We start from the raw sequence: 26,059 nt of genomic DNA, 5'->3' as shown, positions 1-26,059 counted from the left end.
TCACCGCTGAAAGCTCTTTGGAACCACCCGCTTAGCGGGTGGTATTCATAAACAATAATACTAGTATTGCCCATATATGGGCAATACTAGTATTATTTAGGCAAATTCAGTATAATTTGTCTCATCAATTTTAAGTTTTTTGATTTTATTCTGCAAGGTTTGTCTTTTAATATTCAACATTTCTGCAGCTTTAGTAACATTCCATCTACATTTAATAAGCTCTTCTAGTATTATCTTTCTCTCAAAATCATCTAACATATCGTGATAAGAATCATTGATATATTTCTCTTTAAAATCCTTGGTAATTCTTTCTCTTTCTAATCTTTCTAATAAATAATAAGGAAGGTGATTTAATTTTATTTTTCCATCATCATCTATAGTCATCAAAATATATTCTATAACATTAATTAATTCTCTAACATTCCCACTCCACTCATAATTTTCAAAAAAGTCTAGAACATCTTTCGATAACTCTGCTGACTTTATATTAAATACGGAACTATATCTGTTAACATACTGTTCTACAAGTAAAAATATATCTTTTTTTCTATCTCTTAAGGGTGGTATATAGATATACAAGGTATTTAACCTAAAAAATAAATCTTGTCTAAGTTTCCCTAATTCAATAAGTTTTGATGGTTCTTCATTCACTGTAGCTATGACTCTGACATTAATTCTTTTTTCAGCAGTTCCTCCAACCCTTCGAATATATTTTTCTTGTAATACTCGCAAAAGTTTTGCTTGCAGATAAATAGGAAGAGAATTCAATTCGTCTAGGAGCAATGTTCCCCCGTCAGCCTGTTCAAATAGTCCTTCTTTATCTGTAGCTCCTGTAAAGCTACCTTTTTCAGTACCAAAAAGAATAGATTCAAGTAAGTTTTCAGGGATTGCAGCACAATTCTGCGCAATAAATGGTTTGTCTCTCCTACTGCTTATATTATGAATACTTTGTGCAAATATCTCTTTACCCGTACCAGTTTCTCCATAAATTAACACATTAGATTCATAACGAGCCATCTTTTTTACCTTTTCAATCAATTTTATAATATTTTTATCACAAGTAACAAAATCATCAAAATTATAGTAATTGGTTTTAATTTTATCATTATTAACCTTCTTCATCTTGGGCTTATTTAACCAGTTATCAACGGATTTATATGTTTTTTCATCCTTGTCTACATCCTTAGCAATTTCTATGGCTCCTACTATCTTATCTCCAATTTTAATTGGAATATTAGTTACGATAGAAAAAATTTTTCTACCTTTCCCATTAATATAGTTTTGTAAATCATTATAAATAGGAGTGCCTATATTTAAACAATGATATAGTGTACTATTTTTCTTATCAAAAGACGGATACGCTTCAAAAATGTGTTTTCCCAAAACCTCTTGTTCATCTAATCCTTCTATTTCACCCATAACATTATTATAATAAATGAAAAAACCGTCTTTATCAACTATAGCAATTCCTAAATTGATATTATTTACAATAATATCAAACAAGACATCCTTATAAGCAATGTCCAATTCTATCACCTCGGCTATTATTTTCATTTACATCTTTTTCTTTAGTTAATCCAGATGAAACCATTTATAAATTAATAAAATATTGTAAGAAAGGGATATACTATAATTTCATAATATATCCCTTTCCTATATGTTAATATCTTTTAAATTAGATTTTTATGATTTTATCAAAAGTTTTTTCCTATTCAGCTTTTGATGATTTTTTAATATTTTTCTTTAACTGAACTTTTGGCTCAGACGGAATACCAAATAAAGGAATAAGTCTATCCAATCCAGTTATAGTTAATAATAAAATTGAAACTACAGCTACAATTGCCATAAAATTATATTTAATTATATCAAATTCCACAAATTCGTGAAGTGGATATATAGCTGTAGCAATCCCTGTGAAGAATGCAATATAAACATGCCATGGAATAAGTTGAGAACCAAATACCCCTAGAGCATCAGAGAATGTTGCATTTCTTAAACGAAGCTTGTACATGTCTTCTTCACTAGCCTCTACGTTTTCATCTGTTAAATCTTTGATTATTGGTCCAATAGTTACTATTTGAGCCATTTCATCTGCCAAAGCAGCATTACCTATAATAGATAGAAGCCCATTAGCAAACATTAATTGTCTAACATTTCTTACCATTCTTGAAACTAAATCAGAAATTGGTTTGAATGCATTCATCTTATTCATTATTCCACCAAATGCACCAACCCACATCATCATAACTATAACCCATGAACCAGCACCTTCAAACCCCGTATAGATAAGATCTAAAAATGCAGTAGTTGATTCAACAGTACCTGCTAATAGACCTAATATATAAGAAGAAATAAGTCCAAGACCTAAACAGGCTAAAGTAGGTATCCCCTTAATAGCAACTCCTAATACTAATATAAGAGGGATAATCATATAGAATGGGACTCCTTCTTTTACCTGATTTAATAAATCCACTGCTGCTGGCCTTTCTTCAGCTAAAGTTGTCCACACTTCCTCTGGAATTTGGTTTATAGCATCAGATGCACTACCAACTTCACCCGGTAATCCTAAACTCACTGTAAAGAATAAAATCGCCGCTAGAACCAAACATATTACAGACCAAACACCTTGATGTCTAATTCTATGAATAACCTCTACACCTTGAATACCCGAACTTACAACAGTGGTATCAGATATAAGTCCAATATTATCACCAAAACATGCTCCGCCTGCAATAGCTCCAATAGTAATAACCACTTCTCCTCCTACTATATGGCTTAACCATAAGAAAATAGGTGCGCAAGCTGCAAAGGTACCCCATGATGTACCGGTTGCCACTGATAATATTGCCGAAATAATAAATGCAGTAACAGCAACTGTCTTAGCTGTAATCCCTAATCCTAAGGCTAAATTTATAATTGCAGCGCCAACTCCAGTTGACATAAATGCTTCTGCCATGGCATAAGCAAGCATAAGAATAAAAAATACTAATTGCATCTCTTTAACATTATCTACGGCTGCATCTACGATTTCGTTAAGCTTGTACTTCTCAGTTATAGCCGCAACTATGGCTGCATAAACTGTTGCAATAGGAGCTATAACTAAAATATCTAAGTCAACTCCGAGAAAACTAAAAGCTTCAATATTACTAACCATCATAAGTCCCGCTAATAAAAATATGGGCGAAAACTTTAGTAATGCAATCACCTTAATCATCCTCCTTTTTATAAACTGCATTGTTAAAATTTAATTAAAGTATAACATAATATTAAGTCGTAAACAACAGAATTTTTTGATAGCGAGAAAATTGTGAATTTTAGATATTCTATTCTAACTATTTAAAAATGCATTGAAAAACTAAAGCCGCTCTTCAATGCATTTATTTAAAACTAATTATTTATAATCCTTCTAGCAGTTATATATCTTGTTCTATAATAATCCTCATCTAAAGACGAAATCATAACTTTTTTTCTACCTGAAGATGCATGTATCATATTATTTTCTCCAATATACAAACCTACATGACCAATACCTTTTCCAGTTGTTCTAAAAAATACCAAATCACCAGGTATAAGATCAGCTTTATTAACTTCCACACCATTTTTAGCCTGATCACTTGAAGATCTATTAAGTTTCATACCTAATACATTTAAATAAATTGAATAAGTAAGACCTGAACAATCGTACCCTCTCTTACCAGTATCACCAGATACATATGGTTTTCCTAAAGCATTATATGCTGCTTCTATTACCTTAGTAACAGATGCTGCTCTTCTAGACACATTGCCTCTAGACACTTTTTCTCTACTTTTTCTCAATTCAATATATTTTTCACTTACCTTAAATTCGTTACCACTTTCGTCTACAATAGTATAAATATCGTCCTTAAAATCATTTATAGCAACTGTCTCACCGTTTACTAATGTGTAAAATGATTTATCATTTTTTAAAACTTTATCAACTTTTGAAACTCCGTAGGATATACCTTTTTCTACCACAACATCAATATCAGACAATCTTATATAGCCATTAATACCATCTTCTGTACTGAATAATCCATAATCTTCTTCATATTTAAGTGCTTGTACAATCTCATCCATATTTAATGGTCTAATAGGAATTCCATTTGGCTTGTCTAAAATATTAGTATTCTTTGTCACTATGTATTTTTGAGTCGATCTCGTTGTTCTTATCATAGCATCTATTGGTATTTCATATCTGCTAGACTCTTTTTGAACTATATATGCTTCATCTGTCTCTCTAAGGATATTAACATTCTCTTCCTTGCTAAATACAACTTGTGTACCATCTTCTTTTGTACTAATATATTCCTTAACAAATATACCAGTGTCCTTAAATCCAATTAAACCAATAAGACATAAACCTATAATTGTTGCCGGCAGTTTGTGTTTTCTATTATACAATATGAACACTCCCTCGTATTAGATTTAAAACATAACACTATTATATTCTATTATATTAAATCCTGCAACCAAATTATTACAAAATTATTACAAAAATTATTACCTATTTTTGGAAAGGCTCAATATGAACCATACAATGCTTTATATCACTTATTTCTGCCTCTAATTTATCATGAACCTTTTCTGCAATATCATGACCAGATTTCACTGAGATATTAGAATCTACAAAAATCTCTATATCAACATATATTCTATTTCCAAATACTCTAGTTTTTAGGCTTTTAATTCCTTTGACTCCATCAATAAACTCAGACTTTGCTCTAATCATTTCTATGACTTCTTCACTTGCAGCCTCATCAACTAGCTCTTTTACGGACTTAATATATAAATCCACACCTACTTTCACAACAAAAATAGATACAATAATTCCTGCTATTGGATCCAAAGCTGTGAATCCTAATTGTGCACCAAGAACTCCTGCAAATGTACCAATAGACGAGAATGCATCAGATCTATGATGCCATGCATCTGCTTCCATAGATATACTCTTGATTTTTCTAGCTATTTTTATGGTATACCAATACATGCCTTCTTTAACAATAATAGATAAAAATGCTGCTATCAATGCGATTAATTTTGGAGTTCTAGTCTCTCCACTGATTAAAACTTTAATGGCCTCATATCCGATAAATATACCAGTTAGTAATAGTAACATGCTTAAGACCTTAGCAAATACAGATTCGTATTTTTCATGACCATAAGGATGTTCTTTATCAGCCTCTTTTGATGATATTCTTAATCCAAGCAAAACTACAAATGTAGTTAAAACATCAGATAAAGTATGAACTCCATCTGCTATCATAGCACTACTATTTCCTATAATCCCTGCTATCACCTTAAATGCAGCTAATATTATATTAACTACTACGGTTATCCAAGATGCCCTCACTCCTAATTTATAATTTTCCACAATATCCCTCCATATTCTAAATTGTTTTAATTGATAATGATAACGTTAATTATATACCCATATATATGATAAATCAATGATTTTTAGAATATAGAAATCGTTATCAATTGATAATATATCTTATCAATAAAATAAAGGAGTTCCCTTCATTTTATTGTATTAACAAATTATTCAATTAATTACATCTATCCTTCTATTCTTGTTAAACTAAAATTTCATAATTTAAATAATCTATATATAGTTACAGATCATTCAACTTCTTAATAGCACAAGTCATGACTATAATATTTATCTATATCTAAATCTTTTATAGATTTTTATGATATATTATTTATTATAAAGTAAAATTTGGAGGAAAAATCCATGATTATAGATACTCATGTACATGAAAATAAATATTCATTTGATAGCTTCTTAGATTTTAAAGAATCTATTGAATTAGCTAAATTTATAGGTTTAGATGGAATTTGCATCACAAACCATGATAATAATAATCTTAGAGATGAAATAGGAGATTCCGCGAAAATCAATGGAATCTTGGTAATAGTTGGAGCAGAAGTATTGACTCATGAAGGGGATATACTTGTATTTGGACTTAAAGATATTCCGGAAGAGATGATAAGTGCGGAAGAATTACTAAAATTAGTAAAAAAACATAATGGTGCTGCCATTGCAGCTCACCCTTTCAGAAATAATAATCGTGGTATAGGGGAAAACATGAGAAAGCTTAGCCATTTATTAGATGGAATAGAATCCTTCAATGGCAGCACATATTCATACCATAATTTGCAATCTTATGCCCTAGCTACTGAGTTAAACCTGCCCTCTTTAGGTGCTAGTGACGCTCATAAGCTTGAGAAACTTGGGACATATGCTACCAAATTCTATGACACTATAAGAGATCATAGAGACTTTATAGAAGCTCTTAAATCAGGTAATTTTCATCCTCTTATGAGAAAAAATGGTAAATATAAAGATATTGATTATTTCTATGAAGATCATATTTCTTCACACACAAAAATAGTATCTCTTAAATAACAAATTCACTCTCTCTTATAAAAAAACAAAGAAAAAGAACTTCTATTGCTGACTAGAAGTTCTTTTTCTTTATCTTTATTATCTCTATATTATTAAGATTATCTATATTTCATAATTTTATTATAAAAAAAATATATTTTACTTGAAATTATTTAATATTCATGGTAACATATTATCTGTTAGATAATTTAATAAGCGAATGAAGATTATTGGAAATATCAATTAGGATAACCGTAGGAGCAAGGAGTTAAGATATCACTCATCTTATTCTGAAACTCTCAGGTAATTAACAATAATCTGACGCGTTCCCTGGAGAGACTTGTTGAATCAAGCATCGAAGAAGCAACTCATAATACATATTATGAGGAAACTTTCAGATACAAGGACAGGGAGGTAGAGTGGCAATAATTTTCATGCCGCCCAACCTCTCTGTCTTTTCGTTTTTTGCAGAATAGATATCTTTTAGGGAATTAAATGAGGCATTAATACCTTCCAATTGAGAAGTTATTAAGTATATATTAATTTTATGACACACACACAAATAAAATCGTGATTATTTAAATAATCACGATTTTATTTGTCTACATAAATTTTTATTTTAATATTAAATTAATCATGTTTTTGTTTTATTAATGAATTTCAATTCTTTTCTTTTTGTCATTGTCTTTAGTCAGTTTTGGTAAAACAATTTGTAAAACACCATCATTAAAATAAGCCTCTATTTTTTCTTCATCTACATTATCCATATAAAAACTTCTTTTAAATTCTCCATAATGTCTTTCACGTCTGACATAATTTTCTTCCTTAGTTTCTTGATTTTCATTTCTTTTGGCAGTGATTGTTAAATAATTGTTATTTACATCTATGTCTATATCTCCTTTTTTAATTCCAGGCAAATCAGCTTCTACAAAATACTCTTTGTCATTTTCTTTTAGATCAACATTAAAGTTTCCATGAAAATAATTCATTGGAGAAAAGAAATCGTTATCAAAAAAATTTGTTAGGAATGGTGAGAATGTTCCATCTTTCCTCATCAATTTATTATTTCCAAAAGGCCCCATAGTATTAAACATATTTAAATTCCTCCTAATAATTAAGTATATTTATAAATTAGTTTTCACAGGAATCTATAAATTATTCTAAGAACTAGAAACAGAAATTTGGCTTAAATAGCAAATAGAACTCCTAAGAAATAAGGAGTTCTATTTATTCTTATATTTAATTAAGGCTTTTGATAATTGATCAGGACAAGAAGTCTCTTTATTACCACATTTTATACCAGATAATTTCTCTATAAGCTTGTCCACTTCCATACCTTCAACGAGGCTTGCAATACCCTGCAAATTCCCATTACATCCTCCAGTAAATAAAACTTTCTTTACTATACCATTTTCCACTTCAAATTTTATATCCTTTGCGCAAACTCCAGATGTTGCATACTCATACATTTATTTTCTCCTCCCATGATGTTTAATATGACATAGTATATTATACAACAATTTGAAAGATATAGTATAGATTAATTTATTTTAAATATCTTCTATAAATTTTATATTCTTCTTCATCTATATTAAAATAACCTCCTATAATTCTATCTATTTCTCCCTCTAGTTTATATATTCTTTCTTCTACCAATCTTTTATTATCCATATCCTCATCTAATATTAATAGTAAATCCATTATTTGTTTTACTCTACATACTACATCATCAATTATATCCTCAGTTATTATCTTCATATCTAGTACAGAATTTGGATAATAATCATATATTCCTCTCCCCATCTTCTTAGCAAATAGTTTAAAATAAAATTCATAAATACTAGAGTTAAGCAATCCTACAAGATATTCTAATGGAATTTCATTCTTATATTCCTCTTTAATAATTATAGAATATACGTCTGCACTACAATATACGTTATTATAATCTAATGCAAATCTATTTCTACTAGCTTTATATGGAAATACAATTTTAGGTTGTTCAAACAATGCTGTGTCTCGTCCCCATTGTAATTGATACCATTTTTTTGCGCCATTTTTGCATTCTCTTCTATTTTCTAATCTTTCCCTATAGTTTCTAATAAACTCTATGCTATTAGGATACTTTTTTTCTGATTGAATTAAATCTGAATAAATCAGAGATAAATCCGTATCTGAGACTTGATATCTTTCCACATTTCTATTTTTTATCCATCTTTTTAATAATTCTCTTTCAATATTATTTTTCTCTATTTCTTCTGATGTTAATACAAATGCCTTATCACATCCTGTTATAATTCCTTGAAAGGATGTAACCACATCTCCCAGCCTTTTTTTCGCCTTACTTTCTATTTTCTTATATATATTAAGAATGCTCTTAGGTGATAATATCCATCTATCTGTATATAAATTAACTTGTTCTACATCAAATCTTTCAAATAGGTCAGATTTTATAACTTCCTGTAGATCTTTTAAATCTTCAAATTGATTTCCATCATCTATTAATTTATTTACAGTAACCTTATTATAATCTGACTTATCATTCTTAAAAAAATATATTGCTGTTGCAACACCAATCCCTTTAAATATCTCTGCTCCATAAAAATCTACTATTTCTAGAATATCTACATTATTTGCTAGATATGATCTTAAATGTTTTCCCGTTGGACTTTCCATAAAATATCTTGAGGTAATAATCCCGCTTATACCGTCTGGAGATAAAATATCAATTATTCGCTTAAAAAAACAAAAAGAAATATCTGATTTATCCTTAAATACACTATCATACTCCTGAAGTAACCACTGCTTATATCTCATATCCAATTGTTTATGTCCTATATATGGAGGATTACCGATTACATAATTATATTTTTTCCTCCAAAACTCTATAAGTTTATTTTCTTCTTTTAATTTGCATTCATCTATGTAATTTTTTTCCCATCTATATAAACTGTCGCATTCCACTATATTCAATTCTTCTATTTTACTAGTTGGCTCTTTTCCCAATAATCCTATTTTAGTTAAATTTACTGCAGTTTTATCTTTATCTGCCCCATAAATACAATGCTTTAATATATGGTAATGAATATTTTCTTTTCTCCAATAATCAATTCCATTTAAACTATATATCCGTCCTTCTTTTTCTAAGGTATATATATCTTCTCCGTATTTTTCCCTTAGTTCTTCTAAACTTAATAAAAATTTTTCTTTTAAAATACTATAAGCCTCCATCAGGAAATATCCTGCTCCACAAGAAATATCTATAACACTGATATAAGGATTTTTTATAATATCTGCTTTTCCTATTGTCTTCTTAAGTATATATTTAATAATAAAATCAGGTGTATAGTATTGGCCTATTGATTTTCGGATTTCTTTGTTAGTATTCTTTTGATAAATATCACCTAGTATATTAGGTCCCATATTCTTTCACCTCAATTTTATTTCAATTTTATCTGTAGATTTACCTATTAGGTATTTTCTGTGGTATATTCATATTAAATTGAGTATAATAGAAAAGCTAATAAATTACAATATAAGTTTAAAAACTATACTAATAATCTAACATCTTTAAATAGCTTAATCACCAATTAAAACAAGGCACAAAAACACAGCATTCATATATTATCTGAATATATATGAATGCTGTGAAATATTCAGTTATATATTTGAGATTTAAATCTAAATTTTAAGATTTAAATTTATCAATGCTTTCCTTCATCTTAATCGCCAGTTCAGATAAGGAATCACTAGAATTGGCAATCTCCTGCATTGATGCAGTCTGCTCTTCCACTGAAGCTGAAGCTTCTTGTGTTCCTGCTGCATTTTCCTCTGATATGGCAGATAAATTTTCCATAGCACTTATAATTTCATCTTTTCTCCCTATCATTTCTTGTCCAGATTTATTTATAATCTCTGTGGCTTCTTTGATCCTTTCTATAGAAGCAGCTATTCCTTCAAATTTATCATTGGTTAGTTCTACGCTTTCTGTCTGTGAAACAGCTATTTTTTCCACCTCTCCTATGATAACTATACCGTGATCAACTTTCTCAATAAGATCAATTACTATTTTTGATATCTCTTCAGTAAAATTATTAGATTCTTCCGCAAGTTTCCTTACTTCTTCCGCTACCACTGCAAAACCACGACCTGCTTCTCCCGCCCTTGCCGCCTCTATAGCCGCATTCAATGCTAATAGATTAGTTTGGCTTGCAATACTCTTTATCATATGACTTGCGTTTTCAATTTTTTCTGCACTTTTACTGGTATCCATTACTACCTTTCTAACTTTTAGAGATGCCTCATTATTAGCCGCCGTTTTTTCAACAAGCTCCTTTATAATTTCAATTCCTTCATTCTTTAGTGTATTTACCTCTTCAGTAGACTTTTTTAGTTCTTTTAATAGTTCCTGTTCTTGCTCTACTAAAGAACCTAAATAGGCTATATCCATTGCTCCTCTTCCAGTTTCCTCTGCCTGCTCATTTGCACCTTTGGCAATCTCTTCTATTACCCTAGCAACTTCATCTGTTGCGATAGCCGATTGATTAATCGTTAAATTAAGTTCCTCAGAAAAATCTGCTACTTCATTAGACAGTTCTGATATCTGATTTATAAGATGCCTTAATCTATCTATGACCTTCTGAAATGCATTAGATAATAGTCCTATTTCATCCTTTTTAGCCATAAATTCTTCTGGTATATTTTCCGAAACATCCAATGTATCTATAGCCTCAAATAAATGCATAAGCGGCCTAGAAATTCCTTTGTTGCTCATAATCCATATAAATGCCAAAATTATTAGGTTTAGAACAAATATTATGACTTGAAATATTTTAAGAAATATTACCTTTCCCCTTGAAAAATCTTCTGCTGCAGAAACAGCTTTATTAGTGGTATCAAAGAAGTTCTCACTTTTACTTATTAGATTAGATTTATCACCACTTTTTCTACTTTCATATATGGTTTCCTTTATATCTTCCCAGTCTATTCTTACTTTCTCCATAGCTGAAATAAAATCTTCATCTGTAGCCCTTGGCAATTCTAATTCAGAATCTCCATCGATTAATCCGTTTATCTTTTTTTCTATTGAATCAATAAGTTCATCAGAGTTTTGACCTACTAACTCCAACTTAATAAGCCTTTGACTCCCTCCCCTGACGGAACCAGCATCATTAATTACTCTACTATCAGCATCCATTTTCTCTAGTTGGTAAAATACTGATACTGTACTGCTTAATGAAAAAATTAATAAGACTATTACTATGATTTTTAGTTTAACATTGATTTTCATTTATTTCCTCCTCTATTATATGATAGTTAGCCAAATAGTTTAATAGTTTGTCCTTTAAAACTATGAGAGATTTCATTGGTTGCTATTTATCCTTCTAATAAATACCCAGTAATCTAACATTAATTCATTAATGAAAAAATTATATATTTAAGTAATTTAAATAAATCTATTGGATATTCAAAAACAAAGAAACCTAAAGGGTTATACCCCTTTAGGTTTCACATTATGTATACGAGTAAGTCTATAAGCCGTGTTCTGTCGATACTGGGGTTCTATATCCCTTCTTGTCATACAAACCTTGAAAAATAGCCATTTGCAAACCTTTATTTTGAGCCATTTTTAAGTTCTATCTTTTTAATTTTTTAAAGCCCGACTATAAGCCAAATAACTATATCCAGAACCCCCAAAACATAAAATTGGTTAATGTTTATTTGATAACATTTTAGACTTAAAGGTTTTTATAGCTCTTTAAAATTAAGGAGGGATTTTGTATGAACTTACAATATTATCATGATGAATTTTTAGACTATATGAAAGCAGAAAAAAATGCTTCAGAAGCAACCATAACGAGTTATACTACGGATTTCAGGATTTTTAATGTTTTTTTGACTATTGGTGGTATTGAACCTAGGATTAATACTATCACAACACAAGTTTTGAGAAGATATGTAGTATATTTAAAACAGCATAAAAATTATAAAAATGAAACAGTAAGAAGGAAAATTAATTCATTATCATCTTTTTTTAAATTTTTATTAGAAACTGAATATATTGAAAAAAATCCTATGTTGCCCATTAAAGCACCTAAAAAGGAGCAAAACATTCCAATATATATCAAAGAAAATGAATTGACTAGATTACTTCAAGCACCAGAAAAATATGCCCGTTTTCCTGAACATAGACTAAGAGATAAAATAATGATTGAATTACTGGTATTTACAGGGGCTAGAAGATCTGAAGTATTAAGCTTAGATTTTGATAATGTAGATTTTCAAGCTAAAACTATCACAATTTTAAAAGCTAAAGGTAATAAACAAAGGATTGTTCCTTTAATAGAGCCACTAGCTACTGACCTTTGGGAATATCTACAAACTAGACTTCCTTTAACTAATCGAGCTATTCTTATTTCTGATCAAGGTAATAGAATGAGTGTTAGTAATTTTCAAAATCTTTTTAGAAGGTATTTAGAAAAATCTGGACTAGGTAACAAAGGTTATACTATTCATAAATGTAGGCACTCTTTTGCATCCTTGCTTCATCAAAACGGGGTTGATATAATTTCAATTAAAGAATTGCTCGGCCACGAAGATTTAAACTCCACTAAAATTTATACTCACACAAATGTTGATCATTTAAGAAAACAGGTAGAAAAATTTCCTGTAGGTTTATAAAATAATACAACACCTTCTGTTAATAGAAGGTGTCATTTTTTATTCTTTCCAAGTACTTGTTATGAAATTTGGTATTATTTCTTTCTCTGGTTGATCATAAAGTAGTATTTTATGATGATCCATTAAATCTCCACCTGATCTAAGACAGCACTTTTTATATTTACTTCCAGATTTGCAAGGACATTTATCATTACGACCAATACCCTTATATTCTGGCTTAATTTCTTTTATTATTTCTAAATCCCATTTATCAAAAGGTGTTTTTAAATATTGCATCAAATTATCAAGTATTGAATAGTCATACTCTTTTCCTTCTGGAAACAATACGGTATATTTATCCACCGGATTCTCTACTAAGGCCATAGCTAGAAACTCCATATCAACTACTTTTCTTAAACACATTTCACCATTATATATATCTCCAACTTTATGCCCACATGGCTTTCTAATGGATATTGGTTTTCCACAAATGGAGCATTCTGACTTTTTAATTATCGATTCGCGACTCATAAATATAAAATATGGAAATAGCTTTTGAAACTTTTCTGAATATTCTTCTATGAATTCCAAATTATATTTATTTCCTGAGTAGTTAAAATGTCTTCTTAGATAAACAATTTTAATCTCTATACGTTCTAAATTATGCCATGCATCAAAGTGTTTTTTCTCAAGAAGATTATCATACATTTTGATATAAAGATTTTTAATGGAAGCAATTTGCTCTAAGCACCATATTTCTTTTGCAGAGTCTTGATTATTATTTGATACAGCATCTTTTTTTAACTCTGCTAATCTATCAGTAATATCCTTATCAAATGATCCATTCTCCTTTTCTAACTTCTGCTTTAATTGTTCTAAATTCATAATCTCACCACTATTCAAAAAGATTTTTGGAGACAATTTTCATTGTTTTTTCGAAATTCTCTATATTACCTTCATATGATATCTTTTTTGATTTCCCCTTTTTTTCCACTGTAATATTAACAGTTGCATTTATATCTTTTTTTCGTTCCTTTATTTTGTCATAAAAGTATGAAGCAATTATTGAAGTAATTATTGGTAGTGCAAAATTATTCACTATTAATTCAGGTAAGTTTATTATGTCTGAATGCAACTCTAATTCTCTATACCGTTCATCAGAAACACAAATATCAGGTATTAAATCTGTATTAATAGCCCTATCTTTTATGTATTCAAAAAACTCTAGAGTCCCTTCTGGAAATACAGGTATTTCATAATCTCTAAACGTTCTAGGTATAAGTAATAGGTTTGCTAATTTTAATTCTTCTTCATATTCTTTTGGAAAATAGTCTTGCTTATATACATCTTCAAAACTTAATCCAACTTCAGTTACCTCTATTCTTTCATTTTCTTTGCTTTCATGTAGCATTGTAATTTCCCCCTTTAATATTCTAAAACATTAATACACACTACCTAAATTAAAAATATATGCAATGATTTACAATAAACTAGCATGATTTAAACTTATCAGTTATCTCAATTACTGTAATAGAATCCATATCATCATTTCCATAACTGAAATTATAATAATTTTCTTCAATGTATCCATGTCTAACTAGCATTTCTATCCTTCTTATTAATTCATCTTTGCTTAGTTTTATATTACTTGATTGATGCTGTATAATCTCAGCAATTAATTCATAGTCGTTAATATCTATTTCTACAAAACTACCCGCTTCATTCTTAAATTCATTTAATATCTGCTGATTAATTACATTTTCAGATATTAATTTGTTAATATTCAAATCTTTTTTATTAATCATACATCTTGTATTCTCTAAAATATAATTGTTTCCCCAACCATATTCATCAATATTTTCTTGAAATATCTCGTCACAATCCAATAATAATTTTGCCAAACTACTTACGACTTCCTCGTCAATATCCACCTCGAAATGAACTAAATTATTTCTTAAATTTTCTAATTTTAATAAATTTGCTATAATTTCTTCATTAAAGCAATCCATATTATAAAGATATACCAACCTTTGGTAACTCTCTTTAAAATTTACTGTATGAGGTAACTGCTTGTTTTTAGAAGCCACATATTCAAAAATACTCTTTCCTTCCTTTGTAGAATTTTTATATTCTTTAAGCACTTTATCTTGAAACTTATCAAACGAAAATATCATAAATTCATTTTTATCAAATAGCATCTTCTTAAATAATAATTCAAGACCACTTTGTAAATTAATAATAAATCGTCTATAATTGGAGAAATCCACTTCCCCATTTAATATTTTTTCTAATACTAATATTGATTCTTTCCATGCTGTAATTCCATTTTCAAATATATCTATTTTCAATTATATCCCTCACAATTCCTATAAAGTATTATTATATCTTTTAATAATTGTCTTTAATTACAAATTGGTTAATAAATCTCTCCTTTGTAGCATACTGTGACAGTTTGATATACCCATAGTTATATTTCAATACTAGTTATGTCACCTTATTTCTTTTCTGAAATCTTTTTTTGTATGATAACATTTAATAAATTTCCTTTTTCTTGATAGATTTAATTTGCTTACAATATGGATAATTAGAACATGCCCAAAAGTCGGGTAAATTCTTTCCATTGTAACAAACCCCTGCTTTTAATACCAAATGCCCCTCTTTACATTCAGGGCAAGGCTTTTTATTTTTTTCCTCGTTTTGAATTATCTTATAATCTTTTTCGATTTCTCTAACAAAAGATGATTTTCGTTTATCTTTGACCATTAGATATACATACTTCTTGGATCTTGTTAGTGCTACATAGAATAATCTTCTTTCCTCGGCATTTTTAAAAATATCACTATTATCAATTAACAAATTTAAAACAGGATCATCTTCAATTTGACTTGGGAATCCAAGTTTATCGTTAGTGTTATTAAGAATAAATACATAATCCCCCTGTAAGCCCTTGCTTTTATGCACTGTTAAGAATTTAATATCTAAGTCTTCTCTACCTCTTAATCTTACAGCATCATTTTTATTGTTAAATGTTAGTTCCTTATCTAAATAAGGCTTAAGATCAATTTTGTGATTATACCTTCCCAGTAAAATAACAGAGGTATTTTCAGGAAGTTCAAAAAGTTTTTCCTTTAACAACTTAGATAATTCAGTATGATTCTCTCCATATACCAATTCAAAAGCCTGTTTGTTATTATCATTAAATGCTCTAAGCTGTTTTTTTACCTGTGCTTTATTCTTCAATATAAATTTACTACTTAAATCAATCAAATTTTTATTAAATCTATAAGTAGTTTCAATGTAGGATTTTTCAGTAAATCCAAAGTAGTTTTCAAAATCAGTAAATAACTTTATATTAGATCCTGCAAATCTATAAATAGATTGCCAGTCATCTCCTACACAGAATAGTTTTGAATTACTTTGATTCTTAATGGCTTTTATAAGATTATATCTAGTTAGAGATATATCTTGATACTCATCAACTATAATATACTTATAAATCTTTCTGAATTTACCCTCCTCAACATACTTAATAGCTTTATTAATCATATCATTAAAATCTATTTCATTATTATTTTTTAATTGTGCCTCATATGCTTCATATATTGGAACTATAAGATTAATAAAAGCTTCGTTTCTTATTCTTTCAAGGCCTATTGATAATCTATTGTTTTTCTTCTTAATATCCTGTATGAAATAATTATTTGATTTCAATAAATTTATAAAAGTTCCCATTAATTTAACAAAGCTTGTTAGTTCATAACTTTTATCCTTCTCTATTAAGTCCCACAATTCATTCCTAGATATGGGGTTAAATTCTACTCCAAATTGCTCTAGCTTTATCTTTAAATTATCCAGTAAGACTCCTTCAGATTTCTCCCAAGAATATGTTTCAACTAACTTTGTTCCTTTTTCTTTGTGCAATTGTCTTTTCCAAATAATTCCCTCGTTATATATTTCCTTAGCAGACTTTCCATCTTTTCCTTGAAAGAACTCTGGAACATTTCCATCTTCATCAATTCCAAAGTGCTCTAAATAGATTGCATAATCTGTTAGATAAAAATCAGGTTGATACTGTCCATACTCTCTATTAGCTGTCTTGTATTCGTATCTTCTTTCATATTCATAGTTAATCCTATTAATATACAAAAAATTAGCTATTTCCATTTCTTCAAAGCTTTTTACTATTTCATTTTTAAAAGTTCTAATGTTAGAATCCCTTAGATAATCATAGTATTCTCCTCGTGATTTAAAGTCGAATTGATTTTTATAAGGTTTCATATAACTTAGGAAGTATTTATTAAGCAAATCATTATATCTTAAATCTTTCTTTGTTAAATGATTAAATTTTTCACCAACGAAATCTTCTATGTTTATTTTCGTAAGAGTCCTTTGTTCTTGTTCTACCTCTGCTATAATTTCTTTTCCTAGTTTGTGAAAGGTCATAACATCAATATCTTCATCAGTCTCTTTTAATATTCGATCCCTCATTTCTTTAGCACTAGCATTAGTAAAAGATAAGACTAATAATTCATTTGGCTTATATTTATATCTAGTTAAAAGATATTTTACTTTCCCTACAATTGTAGTTGTTTTGCCACTTCCTGCACCTGCAATTACAAGATTATTTATTTCATCTTTACAAATACAATCCCTCTGCTGACTGTCTAATGCTCTACCCTCAATATTATCAAATAGGTCCTTAAAATTAATTTTCTCTTTCTCAACAAATTCTAAATTATATTCATCACACTTCTCAAGAAACATGGAATAATTAGTTATAAATTTTATTATCTTATTTATTTCTTCATTTGAAAGTTTAGCTTTCTTGTAATTCTTGTTATGTTCAGTTTCAATAAATAGTTGATTATATTGAGTTTTCCATCTATCTTTTATTTGATAATTAATATAATAAGTTCCATTAAATAAGGTATTAAAACGCTCATTTGCTAAATTACAACTATTAAGAATGTGCCTATACTTGTTAATTAGCTCTCTTTTTTTCTGTTCTCTATTTTTAAGTAATGATTTAAAATAATTTAAAATCCAATTCAATACATTCACCGATATACCCCTTTATATTTAATCTTCTTCTAAAATCATTTCATATTTTAAACCTACCACTTCCTCATTCATATATTCATCTATAATTTGTGTTTCATATTCTGCAAACCATAATTCTTTTATTATATCTGGCCTTTTTATTTCAGACAGATATTTTTTTAATTCACTACTGAAATATTTGCTATCATTAAATAGTAATAGAATTTTTCTATGTTCATCATAACCATTAAATTTTTCTACTGTACTGTTTATATACTCATCTATCTTTTGCTTAAATTTATTAAATTCTGGTATGAATTCCTTAAAGCTCGACATTTTTAATGGCCCGTTAATTGTCAGCCCTGTTTCAATGCCATTTTCTTTTGCACATTCTTTATTGAGTACTCCAAATATAAATTTAGCTCCACCTACTTCAAATTCTTCACTTAAACTATTATCTATAGAATTAGAAAATGAACTGTCTATTGCTCTCTTTATATTTTTAATTACTAATTCAGCATTTTCTATTTTATTATTTTTACCCCACTTTATTTCTGAACAAATACGTAATGAATACGGCTTTGTATTCAACTTGTATAATAACTGTTTATCAAAATTTATCATAGTTTCTATGATCTTATTAAAGTTAATGAAAGAAAACTTTTCTCTTTTCTCTTTATCTGTTAGTTCTACAATTGACTTAACTTCTACAACTAATTTATCATTGTTAGAATAATCATTAATAAGCTCACACTCTGGTTCCTTACCCTTACTACTCCCATCATCTAAGCACCTTGCCCATTTATATGCTTTATACTCTTTATGATTTAAATATTTTATAAAATCACTCACATTGTTTATCCATTCACATTTTAATATATTAGCACAATTATGAAAGTCTATATTATTATTAGTTATTGTCTCTAGATTGTAACAAGGATAAATCTGTGAAATAAAATCTTCTGGATATTCTTCAATAATAATTTTTTTAAACTCATTAAGTTCTTTCTTCTTCATAGCCTTCTTACCCCTTTATTAATATTTACTTAGTATTTCTTTGTTTAAAGAATAAAACTATATTTTATAAAATCATGATTTTAATCCATATTGTATATCCTAAAGTTAAGTTGTCCATTATATTAATCATTCAAATAAAGGTTACCTTAATTTTCTATTTTTTTATAAGTTGTATTTCCAGAGCTTATAAATTTCATTCCTCCTATTAAATGCATCTCTTCCGCCTTCCATAATCTTTATTACTCTTTTTTGGATATCTCTTTTATCAATACTTCCAGACTCTATGTTTATTTCATCGTCTTTATAATAACAGGTTATAATCTGCTCTGCATCTCCAAGTACTGGTATATTAGCATTATGTGTAGCAAATATAAACTGGATATCATTTTTCTTTTGCTGTAAATTTGTTATCAACTCTTTATAAATAACTTGATTATCTAAATCATCCTCTGGTTGATCTATTATGATTAAATCATTATCCTTCTGTGTTAATACAAATAAAATTAATGCTGATGCTCTTTGCCCTATTGAATGCTGTGCTAAAGGTTTGTTATGATAGTTAATACTAATTTTATTAGGAGTTTTATACTCAATTAATTTTTGAATGTTTAACTCAAACAATTCTACAACTTTACCATAATAGTTATCAGGAATCATTTCTTTAAATTTATTTTCTTGTAAATAAATATCTAAAAACATTTCCAAATAATCAGCATATTTTTCAGATATATCTAGATGATTGCTTGCTCGTAATCCACTCCCTTTAAAATTTTCTTTAACATGCTCTAAAAATTTTTCTTTATCATCTTTAAAACCTATACTTATTTGAAGTTTATCCTGTTCATTATTTACTTTATCTATTTCCCTAGAATATATATTAAATTCTTCTAAATATAAATTATTTAATTCTCGAACATTGCTTTTTATTGAAGTTTTCAAGCATTCTCTTTCATCTTTTTGTTTTTCAAGTCTAGCTATATCTTTATTAGCTGTTTCTAATTTATTATTATATTTCATAAAATCACTTATATCTAATTCAGGAATATTTATCTCTCGTTTTACCCTTGCAAATTCTTCTTCCATACTTTTCAATTTATTATTAAAATTTTCTTCTATTTCTGGAATTCTATCAACTAAATTCTCTATAACTTCAACTTGGCAAGAAATTTTGTTTAAAGCTCCAATAAAGTCACTAATTGTTTTATTTAACTCGTTTAATATATCATTATTAATTTCAGATGAATAATTTAACAGCTCCATAATTTCACTTGTTCTTTCCCCTATATTACCTTCTATATCCCTATAGTGTTTCTTTAAAACAGTAACAACATTTTCTAGATGTAATTTATCATTGCTATATATAACTTGATCATTTAATTTCTTTTCTACTCCATGTTTCTTAAATAGCTTTAAATTGTGATTGCAATTATTTATTATAGTTTCGTTTTCTCTGATATCTTCTTCTATATCTTTTAATCTCATAAACTTATTAATATTATCTATTAACTCTAGTTTCTTGTTTTGAATCTTTCTTAGAACTTCTTTATTTGAATTTCCTATTAATTTATCAAGTAATGCTTCTTCACATTTGTCAGTCTGTGATAAATCTCCTTGTCCAAAATATAATGGATTTTTAATAATTGTATCTAAAGATATTCCTAACTCTTCACCTTTTTCATTTAAAATATGTGGCTCATGTTCAAAAATTCTTTCTATCTTATAGTGTTTATTATGCTTATCTACAATATTTACGATAATTTTTCCACTACTTGTAATAGCATTTTTTATTAAGTTCTTTTTGTAATCCATATCTGTAGAGTTGCTTCCAAAGTTAATATTTAATCCATATCTAATAAGTTCTAATAGTGAAGATTTTCCACTACCTCTAATCCCTATTAAAGTGTTAAGATTTTCAGCAAAGTGAATCTCTTTTCCATCCAGTTTTCCACCCTCAAATGCTATTGATCTAATAAATGTTTTATTATTAGGCATAAAATTACATGAAACTCTATTATGGATATCTTTAAGTGCAAACTTTACAGAGTCAAAAGAATAGTCACCTACTTTTAAATAACAATGTTTCCCTTTACCAATTTGTTCAATAGATTTTGGATCTGAGCCTTCTACAAAAGCTATATCATACCCCATCCAATCCCTAAGTTTAGTAATATTATCATAAGTTCTTAACTTTTGAAAACCTAATACATTTTCAACAAATATTTTTTCTTGTGCTATCTCACTTATCCTACCACCTCTAAGTTCTTTAAAGAAGCCACATCTATCTTCTATATGTGCCATGATTATAAAGTAGTCTTTATTCATACTTTCGAGTATTCGTATAACTTCTATAATTGAACATTTACATCGAGCATTTTCATTCTCTCTATTACTAATTCCTAAGAACACACTATCTAAAAATTGATTTATTCTATCTTCTCCGTTTTCTAGCCATTCATCTTCATTAAACATAATAAGAGTATGGATACCGTTAGCTCCATCTGCTACTGACAATTCCACTCCTGGGATAAGTAAAATATTGTTGTTTTCTGCTTCCTTTCTTAGTTTATTAAACTCATATCTATTAAATTTATTATGATTTGTTATAGCACCAATTCTAATATGCTCACTCTTTAACTTGCTTACATAGTCGTTAATATAATTTTGTTTTTCCCCTGAATATTTAAATTCTTTATCTTCATCTGTGTGTAGATGGAAATCTGTCCTTATCCATTTACTACCGTTTTTAAATATTTCTCCCATCATTAATCCCCCTTGTAAAAATTTTCCCTCCATTTCAAACATTATACCCCAATATCATTACATTTTTCAAATAATTGTGACAAAAAAAGACACTCATCTTTGAGTGCCTAGATTAATATTATCTCTATATTTTTAATGTCAAATAAGTATTTTATTAAAGCATCAATGATGTTATTTACACTACTTATTCTTTTCAATTTATACTAACTGATAATCTTGTATATTGCATATTAATCAAAGAATTTTTAATTTTATCATAATACTCTGTTAATCCATATGCATCCAATACAGCTATATCAAAAGCTATTCTATCCTCCATTTCTAACTCATCTCTTGTTGGTAATATATCTCTACTAAGTAGAGGTTTAAACTTTTCTTTTATTATTTCTTTATCCTTTTCTGTTAGTATATCAGGATTAAGCATCATAAATTTTTCAAATCTCTTCTTGCTTAAATCTAGTACACCTTCTCCCCTTCCGAACCCAATGGATTCAATAAAAAACATAGATATAGTAGAATTTATTAAAGCGAACATAAGCATGCTATCTTCATTCTCATCTCTTAAACTTAAACCTATTACTCTCTGATTTATAAAGGATTCCCCATTTGTCTTTGCAAAAAATAATCTTTCATTTGGATTTACTGATGTAAAAAACTCTGCTTGAGCATAAATAGGATTTAGTTCATACCAATATTTTTCGTGTGTTTTATTCCTATCATTCTCTAACTTTATTGGTAGTAAAATTCCAGTTGAATTTGTCATTCCTGCAAATTTGTCAATCCATGCCAATGTTCCAACTGCTTCCCTCTCTCTTAGTTCATCTATTGAATCTGGACAACAAAACACATCACTATCAGGTTCTACTATTAGTCTGGTAACATTTTTAGCTGTTTTAATCCCTTTTATTATATATTCGGATTCAATACAAGAAACCTCATTTGGGAAAAACATATCATCCCATCCCCTTTTAGAACCCCTTATTATATTAAACATTGAACTAATCGGTGAAAGTTTATCCTGAATATTTAGCACCCATGGCATATCATAAAACAAAGCATTCCACGATATTCCCAGATTATTCAATTTAAATATATCGGCTAAAGAATACTGATTGATTTTAATAACATCAGAATTATCGCTATTCTTTAAATTTATTGAATCAATAATAGTATTTACATCATCTTCTTTCATTTCATCTATACTTTTCTTTAGAATTCCAAATGTTATTAAATTTTTTTCATCTGGAATCGACTTTTCCTTTTTTTCCAATATTAACATAGTAGTTACTACCCTTGCATTTGGAAACCATCTTCCCTTTCCGCTAATAATGACATTATCAATGTTAAAATAATAAAGCAAAGCTTCTATAAATTGTTTTCCCCAACTCGTTGCTAACCAAGAATTAGAAGTAATGATGCCCATTCTACCACCCATATTTAATACATTCCATAAGGAAAATATCAAAGCTACATAGATATCACTTTTCTTACTTATATTTATATTGCTTTCTTCCTTCACTTTATCAAGAGTAGCAACCTTAAAAGCCTTTTCATCACTGTCCGATATTTCAAAAGCAACAAATGGTAAGTTTGAAGTTATTGCATCTATGGGTTCTAATTCTAATTGAATTATTTCGCCATTTTTAGGATTAATAATTTCAATTGGCATACCTATTTCTAATTCAAAAGCATTAGCTTGAAATATTTGACATGGAATATTTATAGAATCATAATTTACTAAACTAATATTAGAAATTTGTAATGGGAATGAGAACTTATCTGATATCCATGTAGTTTTATGTGCTTCCTCCAACGACAATACTTTTACTTTATTCTTTATTAATGATTTGGCTATAGTGCCTGTCCCAGAACAAGGTTCTAAACAATTTTGTGTCCAATCATCGACTGTTATTCTTGTTAAAATATCGGCTAGTATTAATGGTGTTGTATATTGACCATTTATTTCTCTTTTTACCATTTGAGTAGTGTTTTCAAGTATCCTTTGAAGTGATTCTTGAGATATTTCTTGTAAATTATTATTTGAAAGGAATTTATTTAAGGAAATAAGATATCTCCATACTTCGGTTGATAACTTATCACTATATTCAATTGGAGAAAAAATACTATAGAAGTCACATTCATTAGTTATTTTTTTAAATATTTCTACGCCCTCTTCAATAGTTATGTTATCTTGTATAGTATTTACCAATAATGCAGGATTGTGATATTTTTTAATGAGATGGGCAAATACTATTTTATTAACCCAATTTAAAAGAAGAACTTTAGAGTAAGCCTGGAATACATTTTGCTCATCAGATATATATTCCATCTTTACTTCCTGCCACCACTTATTTAGCCAACTGTTCATAACTCTGTTTCTATGAGCTTCATGCTTTAAAAACTCTGCAAGTATATTTTTATTATCTATAAGTGCAATCGATAACATATTATTGGTTATAAAGAACTCAACCTTTGTTGTAGAAATTTCACCATCTATCATAAACTGATTTATTTCTAATAGTATCTTCTTTATTGCCTCCAGCCAATCATGTCTATATGTTTCAACATCCTCTCTTGTTCTAATATGGGAAGTGTCACTTGACCAAGTTTTTTCAAGTACATATTCATTATGTCTTAGTACGTAAAGGCATCCAGTATTAAAATTCCATAAAAAAAAGCTATTTAAATTAAGCATCTTTGCTTTTTTCGAAGCATTAAGAATAAGCTCTTCATCTGTTGTTGATATATCAGGTAATTTGAGCTCCCAACCTTGAATAATATTAGTTCCTGCTCTGTCAGAATAGAGTAGCAGGTCTGGGAATAATGTCTTACCTCCTGCTGATACACTATTTTCTCCACCTGCTTTTTTAATATTTAATGTTAAAGTGGACAACATCATATTGATTTCAGAAATTAATTCAATAGCCCAACTTCTCTCATTCCATCTAACTTCAGTCACTTATTAACACCCGCTTTCTTTTAATAAATTAACCTTCTTCACCTTTTTCTTTTTACGCTCATCTAAAGAATCCCATGCTTCTTTTATTCTATTTTTAGCAATCTCTATATAGTCAATAGTTTCATTTTTAAACAATTCTACATCTTCATTTTTTTCTATCCCTATAAAATTTCTTCCTTCTAACAATGCACTTACAATAAATGAACCTGAACCAAAAGTATTGTCTAAAACAACATCTCCTGGCTTAGAAAATGTTCTAACTAAATATCTACCTAATTCAACAGGTTTTTGAGTTGGATGTACTACATCTCCTTCACTTTCTGCAGTTTTAAAGTAAATAACATCTGTAGGGTACCTATCTCCATTGCTTTTCACATGAACAGGTTCAAAATCACCGTAACTTCCACTTAATTGATTCTTTCTCATACCCTTATCATAAGGTTCACCTTCAGTCATTTGAGGGTTATAGGTTGGTTGTCTCTTATAAAACACACAAACTTCTTCATATTTCCTAAGGGGTTGTTTTTTTGCATTTAAAAAATTGGTGGATTTAGATTTGACCCATATCATTTTATATTTAAACATCTTAGGATTACTTAACATCAGTTGTGCTGTGAACATTCCACTTGATGTTAAAACTATAGCTCCATTAGGTTTAATTATCCTTTCATATTCTTCCCATAATAGATCTAGGGGTATAATACTATCCCATTTATTCTGTGTATGACCATAAGGTAAATCACATAAAATCATATCTATTGATGTATCCTCTATTAATTTCATAACCTCTAAACAATCGCCTTCAAAGACGTTATTAATCATATTATCGTTCAACAGAAAACCTCCTTAATTAATGACAATCATATTATAATCTCTCTAATGTCCTGATTCTGTTTTTAATATCTTTTCTAATAAATTTAATCTCTTGATTCCTAATTTTTGTTTTACAATAGTTGTATAGCCGTTATTTTTGAACAACATTTCCTCATTGTTTTCGGCTACTTGCTTAAGATAAGTAATAAATTCTTCTTCATTTATTTGTAACGCCCAATATTTATCTATGACAGATATTAAAGCATTTGATAAGTCTGATTGATTCTTGAAGTATGTTATCATACAAAAACACCTCCCAAACTATTGTTTCTCAATGCATTATATCATTTTTTATTCATATTTACCATAATAAATGTTATATTCATATTGTATCTATATAATAT

Annotated in this window: 19 protein-coding genes and 1 riboswitch; of the genes, 2 read left to right on the top strand and 17 right to left on the bottom strand. The window is 28.5% G+C overall.

Annotated features, from left to right (window positions below; translation table 11 throughout):
- Positions 1-96 precede the first annotated feature (96 nt).
- The 4 genes from RDK80_RS18060 to RDK80_RS18045 form a co-directional block, all read right to left on the bottom strand.
- Positions 97-1,527 carry a sigma 54-interacting transcriptional regulator gene (locus RDK80_RS18060; RefSeq protein ID WP_308525077.1) on the bottom strand — a complete coding sequence of 477 codons (1,431 nt, stop codon included), beginning with the start codon at positions 1,525-1,527 and terminating at the stop codon, positions 97-99.
- A 181-nt stretch (positions 1,528-1,708) separates the two neighbouring features.
- Positions 1,709-3,205, bottom strand: a complete 1,497-nt coding sequence (locus RDK80_RS18055) for a Na+/H+ antiporter NhaC family protein (RefSeq protein WP_374041684.1) — start codon at positions 3,203-3,205, stop codon at positions 1,709-1,711.
- 182 nt (positions 3,206-3,387) lie between these two features.
- Positions 3,388-4,422, bottom strand: a complete 1,035-nt coding sequence (locus tag RDK80_RS18050) for a C40 family peptidase (RefSeq protein WP_094904245.1) — start codon at positions 4,420-4,422, stop codon at positions 3,388-3,390.
- A gap of 103 nt (positions 4,423-4,525) precedes the next feature.
- Entirely contained in the window at positions 4,526-5,392 is an 867-nt protein-coding gene (locus RDK80_RS18045; RefSeq protein WP_094904244.1) for a cation diffusion facilitator family transporter, read from the bottom strand.
- A 363-nt stretch (positions 5,393-5,755) separates the two neighbouring features.
- On the opposite strand from RDK80_RS18045, the gene RDK80_RS18040 reads away from it, so the two are divergent.
- Positions 5,756-6,430 (top strand): PHP domain-containing protein, encoded by a 675-nt coding sequence (locus RDK80_RS18040; protein ID WP_094904243.1) that lies wholly within the window; start codon positions 5,756-5,758, stop codon positions 6,428-6,430.
- A 299-nt stretch (positions 6,431-6,729) separates the two neighbouring features.
- Positions 6,730-6,829, top strand: a riboswitch (glycine riboswitch).
- A gap of 230 nt (positions 6,830-7,059) precedes the next feature.
- On the opposite strand, the gene hsp18 is transcribed toward RDK80_RS18040, so the two are convergent.
- The 4 genes from hsp18 to RDK80_RS18020 all read right to left on the bottom strand — a co-directional run bounded on the left by hsp18 (position 7,060) and on the right by RDK80_RS18020 (position 11,696).
- Positions 7,060-7,503, bottom strand: coding sequence for a heat shock protein Hsp18 (gene hsp18, locus RDK80_RS18035; RefSeq protein ID WP_094899527.1), 444 nt, complete (start codon positions 7,501-7,503; stop codon positions 7,060-7,062).
- Positions 7,504-7,632: 129 nt separating this feature from the next.
- Complete coding sequence (locus RDK80_RS18030) at positions 7,633-7,878, bottom strand: TIGR03905 family TSCPD domain-containing protein (protein ID WP_094899526.1); 246 nt, start codon at positions 7,876-7,878, stop codon at positions 7,633-7,635.
- Positions 7,879-7,954: 76 nt separating this feature from the next.
- Positions 7,955-9,829 (bottom strand): Eco57I restriction-modification methylase domain-containing protein, encoded by a 1,875-nt coding sequence (locus RDK80_RS18025; RefSeq protein ID WP_308525076.1) that lies wholly within the window; start codon positions 9,827-9,829, stop codon positions 7,955-7,957.
- A gap of 265 nt (positions 9,830-10,094) precedes the next feature.
- Positions 10,095-11,696: a methyl-accepting chemotaxis protein gene (locus tag RDK80_RS18020; RefSeq protein WP_094899524.1), complete on the bottom strand. Its 1,602-nt coding sequence runs from the start codon at positions 11,694-11,696 to the stop codon at positions 10,095-10,097.
- Between the two features lie 491 nt (positions 11,697-12,187).
- Here RDK80_RS18020 and RDK80_RS18015 point away from each other — a divergent pair, with 491 nt between their 5' ends.
- Positions 12,188-13,087 carry a tyrosine-type recombinase/integrase gene (locus RDK80_RS18015; RefSeq protein ID WP_308525075.1) on the top strand — a complete coding sequence of 300 codons (900 nt, stop codon included), beginning with the start codon at positions 12,188-12,190 and terminating at the stop codon, positions 13,085-13,087.
- 39 nt (positions 13,088-13,126) lie between these two features.
- On the opposite strand, the gene RDK80_RS18010 is transcribed toward RDK80_RS18015, so the two are convergent.
- The 9 genes from RDK80_RS18010 to RDK80_RS17970 form a co-directional block, all read right to left on the bottom strand.
- Positions 13,127-13,951, bottom strand: a complete 825-nt coding sequence (locus tag RDK80_RS18010) for an SEC-C metal-binding domain-containing protein (protein WP_308525074.1) — start codon at positions 13,949-13,951, stop codon at positions 13,127-13,129.
- A gap of 10 nt (positions 13,952-13,961) precedes the next feature.
- A complete protein-coding gene (locus RDK80_RS18005; RefSeq protein WP_308525073.1) occupies positions 13,962-14,477 on the bottom strand; it encodes a hypothetical protein in 516 nt (171 codons plus the stop codon).
- Positions 14,478-14,556: 79 nt separating this feature from the next.
- Positions 14,557-15,414, bottom strand: a complete 858-nt coding sequence (locus RDK80_RS18000) for a hypothetical protein (protein ID WP_308525072.1) — start codon at positions 15,412-15,414, stop codon at positions 14,557-14,559.
- A gap of 184 nt (positions 15,415-15,598) precedes the next feature.
- Positions 15,599-18,127, bottom strand: coding sequence for a UvrD-helicase domain-containing protein (locus RDK80_RS17995; RefSeq protein ID WP_308525071.1), 2,529 nt, complete (start codon positions 18,125-18,127; stop codon positions 15,599-15,601).
- Between the two features lie 18 nt (positions 18,128-18,145).
- A complete protein-coding gene (locus RDK80_RS17990; protein WP_308525070.1) occupies positions 18,146-19,123 on the bottom strand; it encodes a hypothetical protein in 978 nt (325 codons plus the stop codon).
- A gap of 162 nt (positions 19,124-19,285) precedes the next feature.
- On the bottom strand, positions 19,286-21,883 hold the full coding sequence (locus tag RDK80_RS17985) for a TrlF family AAA-like ATPase (protein WP_308525069.1): 2,598 nt from the start codon (positions 21,881-21,883) through the stop codon (positions 19,286-19,288).
- Positions 21,884-22,076: 193 nt separating this feature from the next.
- Complete coding sequence (locus RDK80_RS17980) at positions 22,077-24,842, bottom strand: N-6 DNA methylase (protein WP_308525068.1); 2,766 nt, start codon at positions 24,840-24,842, stop codon at positions 22,077-22,079.
- Between the two features lie 3 nt (positions 24,843-24,845).
- Positions 24,846-25,676, bottom strand: a complete 831-nt coding sequence (locus RDK80_RS17975) for a site-specific DNA-methyltransferase (RefSeq protein ID WP_308525067.1) — start codon at positions 25,674-25,676, stop codon at positions 24,846-24,848.
- 42 nt (positions 25,677-25,718) lie between these two features.
- Entirely contained in the window at positions 25,719-25,958 is a 240-nt protein-coding gene (locus RDK80_RS17970) for a TIGR04540 family protein (RefSeq protein ID WP_308525066.1), read from the bottom strand.
- Between the last annotated feature and the right edge of the window lie 101 nt (positions 25,959-26,059).

Source organism: uncultured Tissierella sp. (assembly GCF_902479755.1).
GTDB lineage: Bacteria > Bacillota > Clostridia > Tissierellales > Tissierellaceae > Tissierella > Tissierella carlieri.
Note: the sequence above shows the minus strand (reverse complement) of the source record. Positions and strands in the feature narration are given on the sequence as shown.

What these genes read in the sequence shown, in the direction of transcription:
- RDK80_RS18015 (WP_308525075.1), top strand. Translation starts at nt 12,188, where the DNA reads ATGAACTTACAATATTATCATGATGAATTTTTAGACTATATGAAAGCA.
- RDK80_RS18010 (WP_308525074.1), bottom strand. Translation starts at nt 13,951, where the DNA reads ATGAATTTAGAACAATTAAAGCAGAAGTTAGAAAAGGAGAATGGATCA.
- hsp18 (WP_094899527.1), bottom strand. Translation starts at nt 7,503, where the DNA reads ATGTTTAATACTATGGGGCCTTTTGGAAATAATAAATTGATGAGGAAA.
- RDK80_RS18030 (WP_094899526.1), bottom strand. Translation starts at nt 7,878, where the DNA reads ATGTATGAGTATGCAACATCTGGAGTTTGCGCAAAGGATATAAAATTT.
- RDK80_RS18025 (WP_308525076.1), bottom strand. Translation starts at nt 9,829, where the DNA reads ATGGGACCTAATATACTAGGTGATATTTATCAAAAGAATACTAACAAA.
- RDK80_RS17990 (WP_308525070.1), bottom strand. Translation starts at nt 19,123, where the DNA reads ATGAAGAAGAAAGAACTTAATGAGTTTAAAAAAATTATTATTGAAGAA.
- RDK80_RS17985 (WP_308525069.1), bottom strand. Translation starts at nt 21,883, where the DNA reads ATGGGAGAAATATTTAAAAACGGTAGTAAATGGATAAGGACAGATTTC.
- RDK80_RS18020 (WP_094899524.1), bottom strand. Translation starts at nt 11,696, where the DNA reads ATGAAAATCAATGTTAAACTAAAAATCATAGTAATAGTCTTATTAATT.
- RDK80_RS18040 (WP_094904243.1), top strand. Translation starts at nt 5,756, where the DNA reads ATGATTATAGATACTCATGTACATGAAAATAAATATTCATTTGATAGC.
- RDK80_RS17970 (WP_308525066.1), bottom strand. Translation starts at nt 25,958, where the DNA reads ATGATAACATACTTCAAGAATCAATCAGACTTATCAAATGCTTTAATA.
- RDK80_RS18005 (WP_308525073.1), bottom strand. Translation starts at nt 14,477, where the DNA reads ATGCTACATGAAAGCAAAGAAAATGAAAGAATAGAGGTAACTGAAGTT.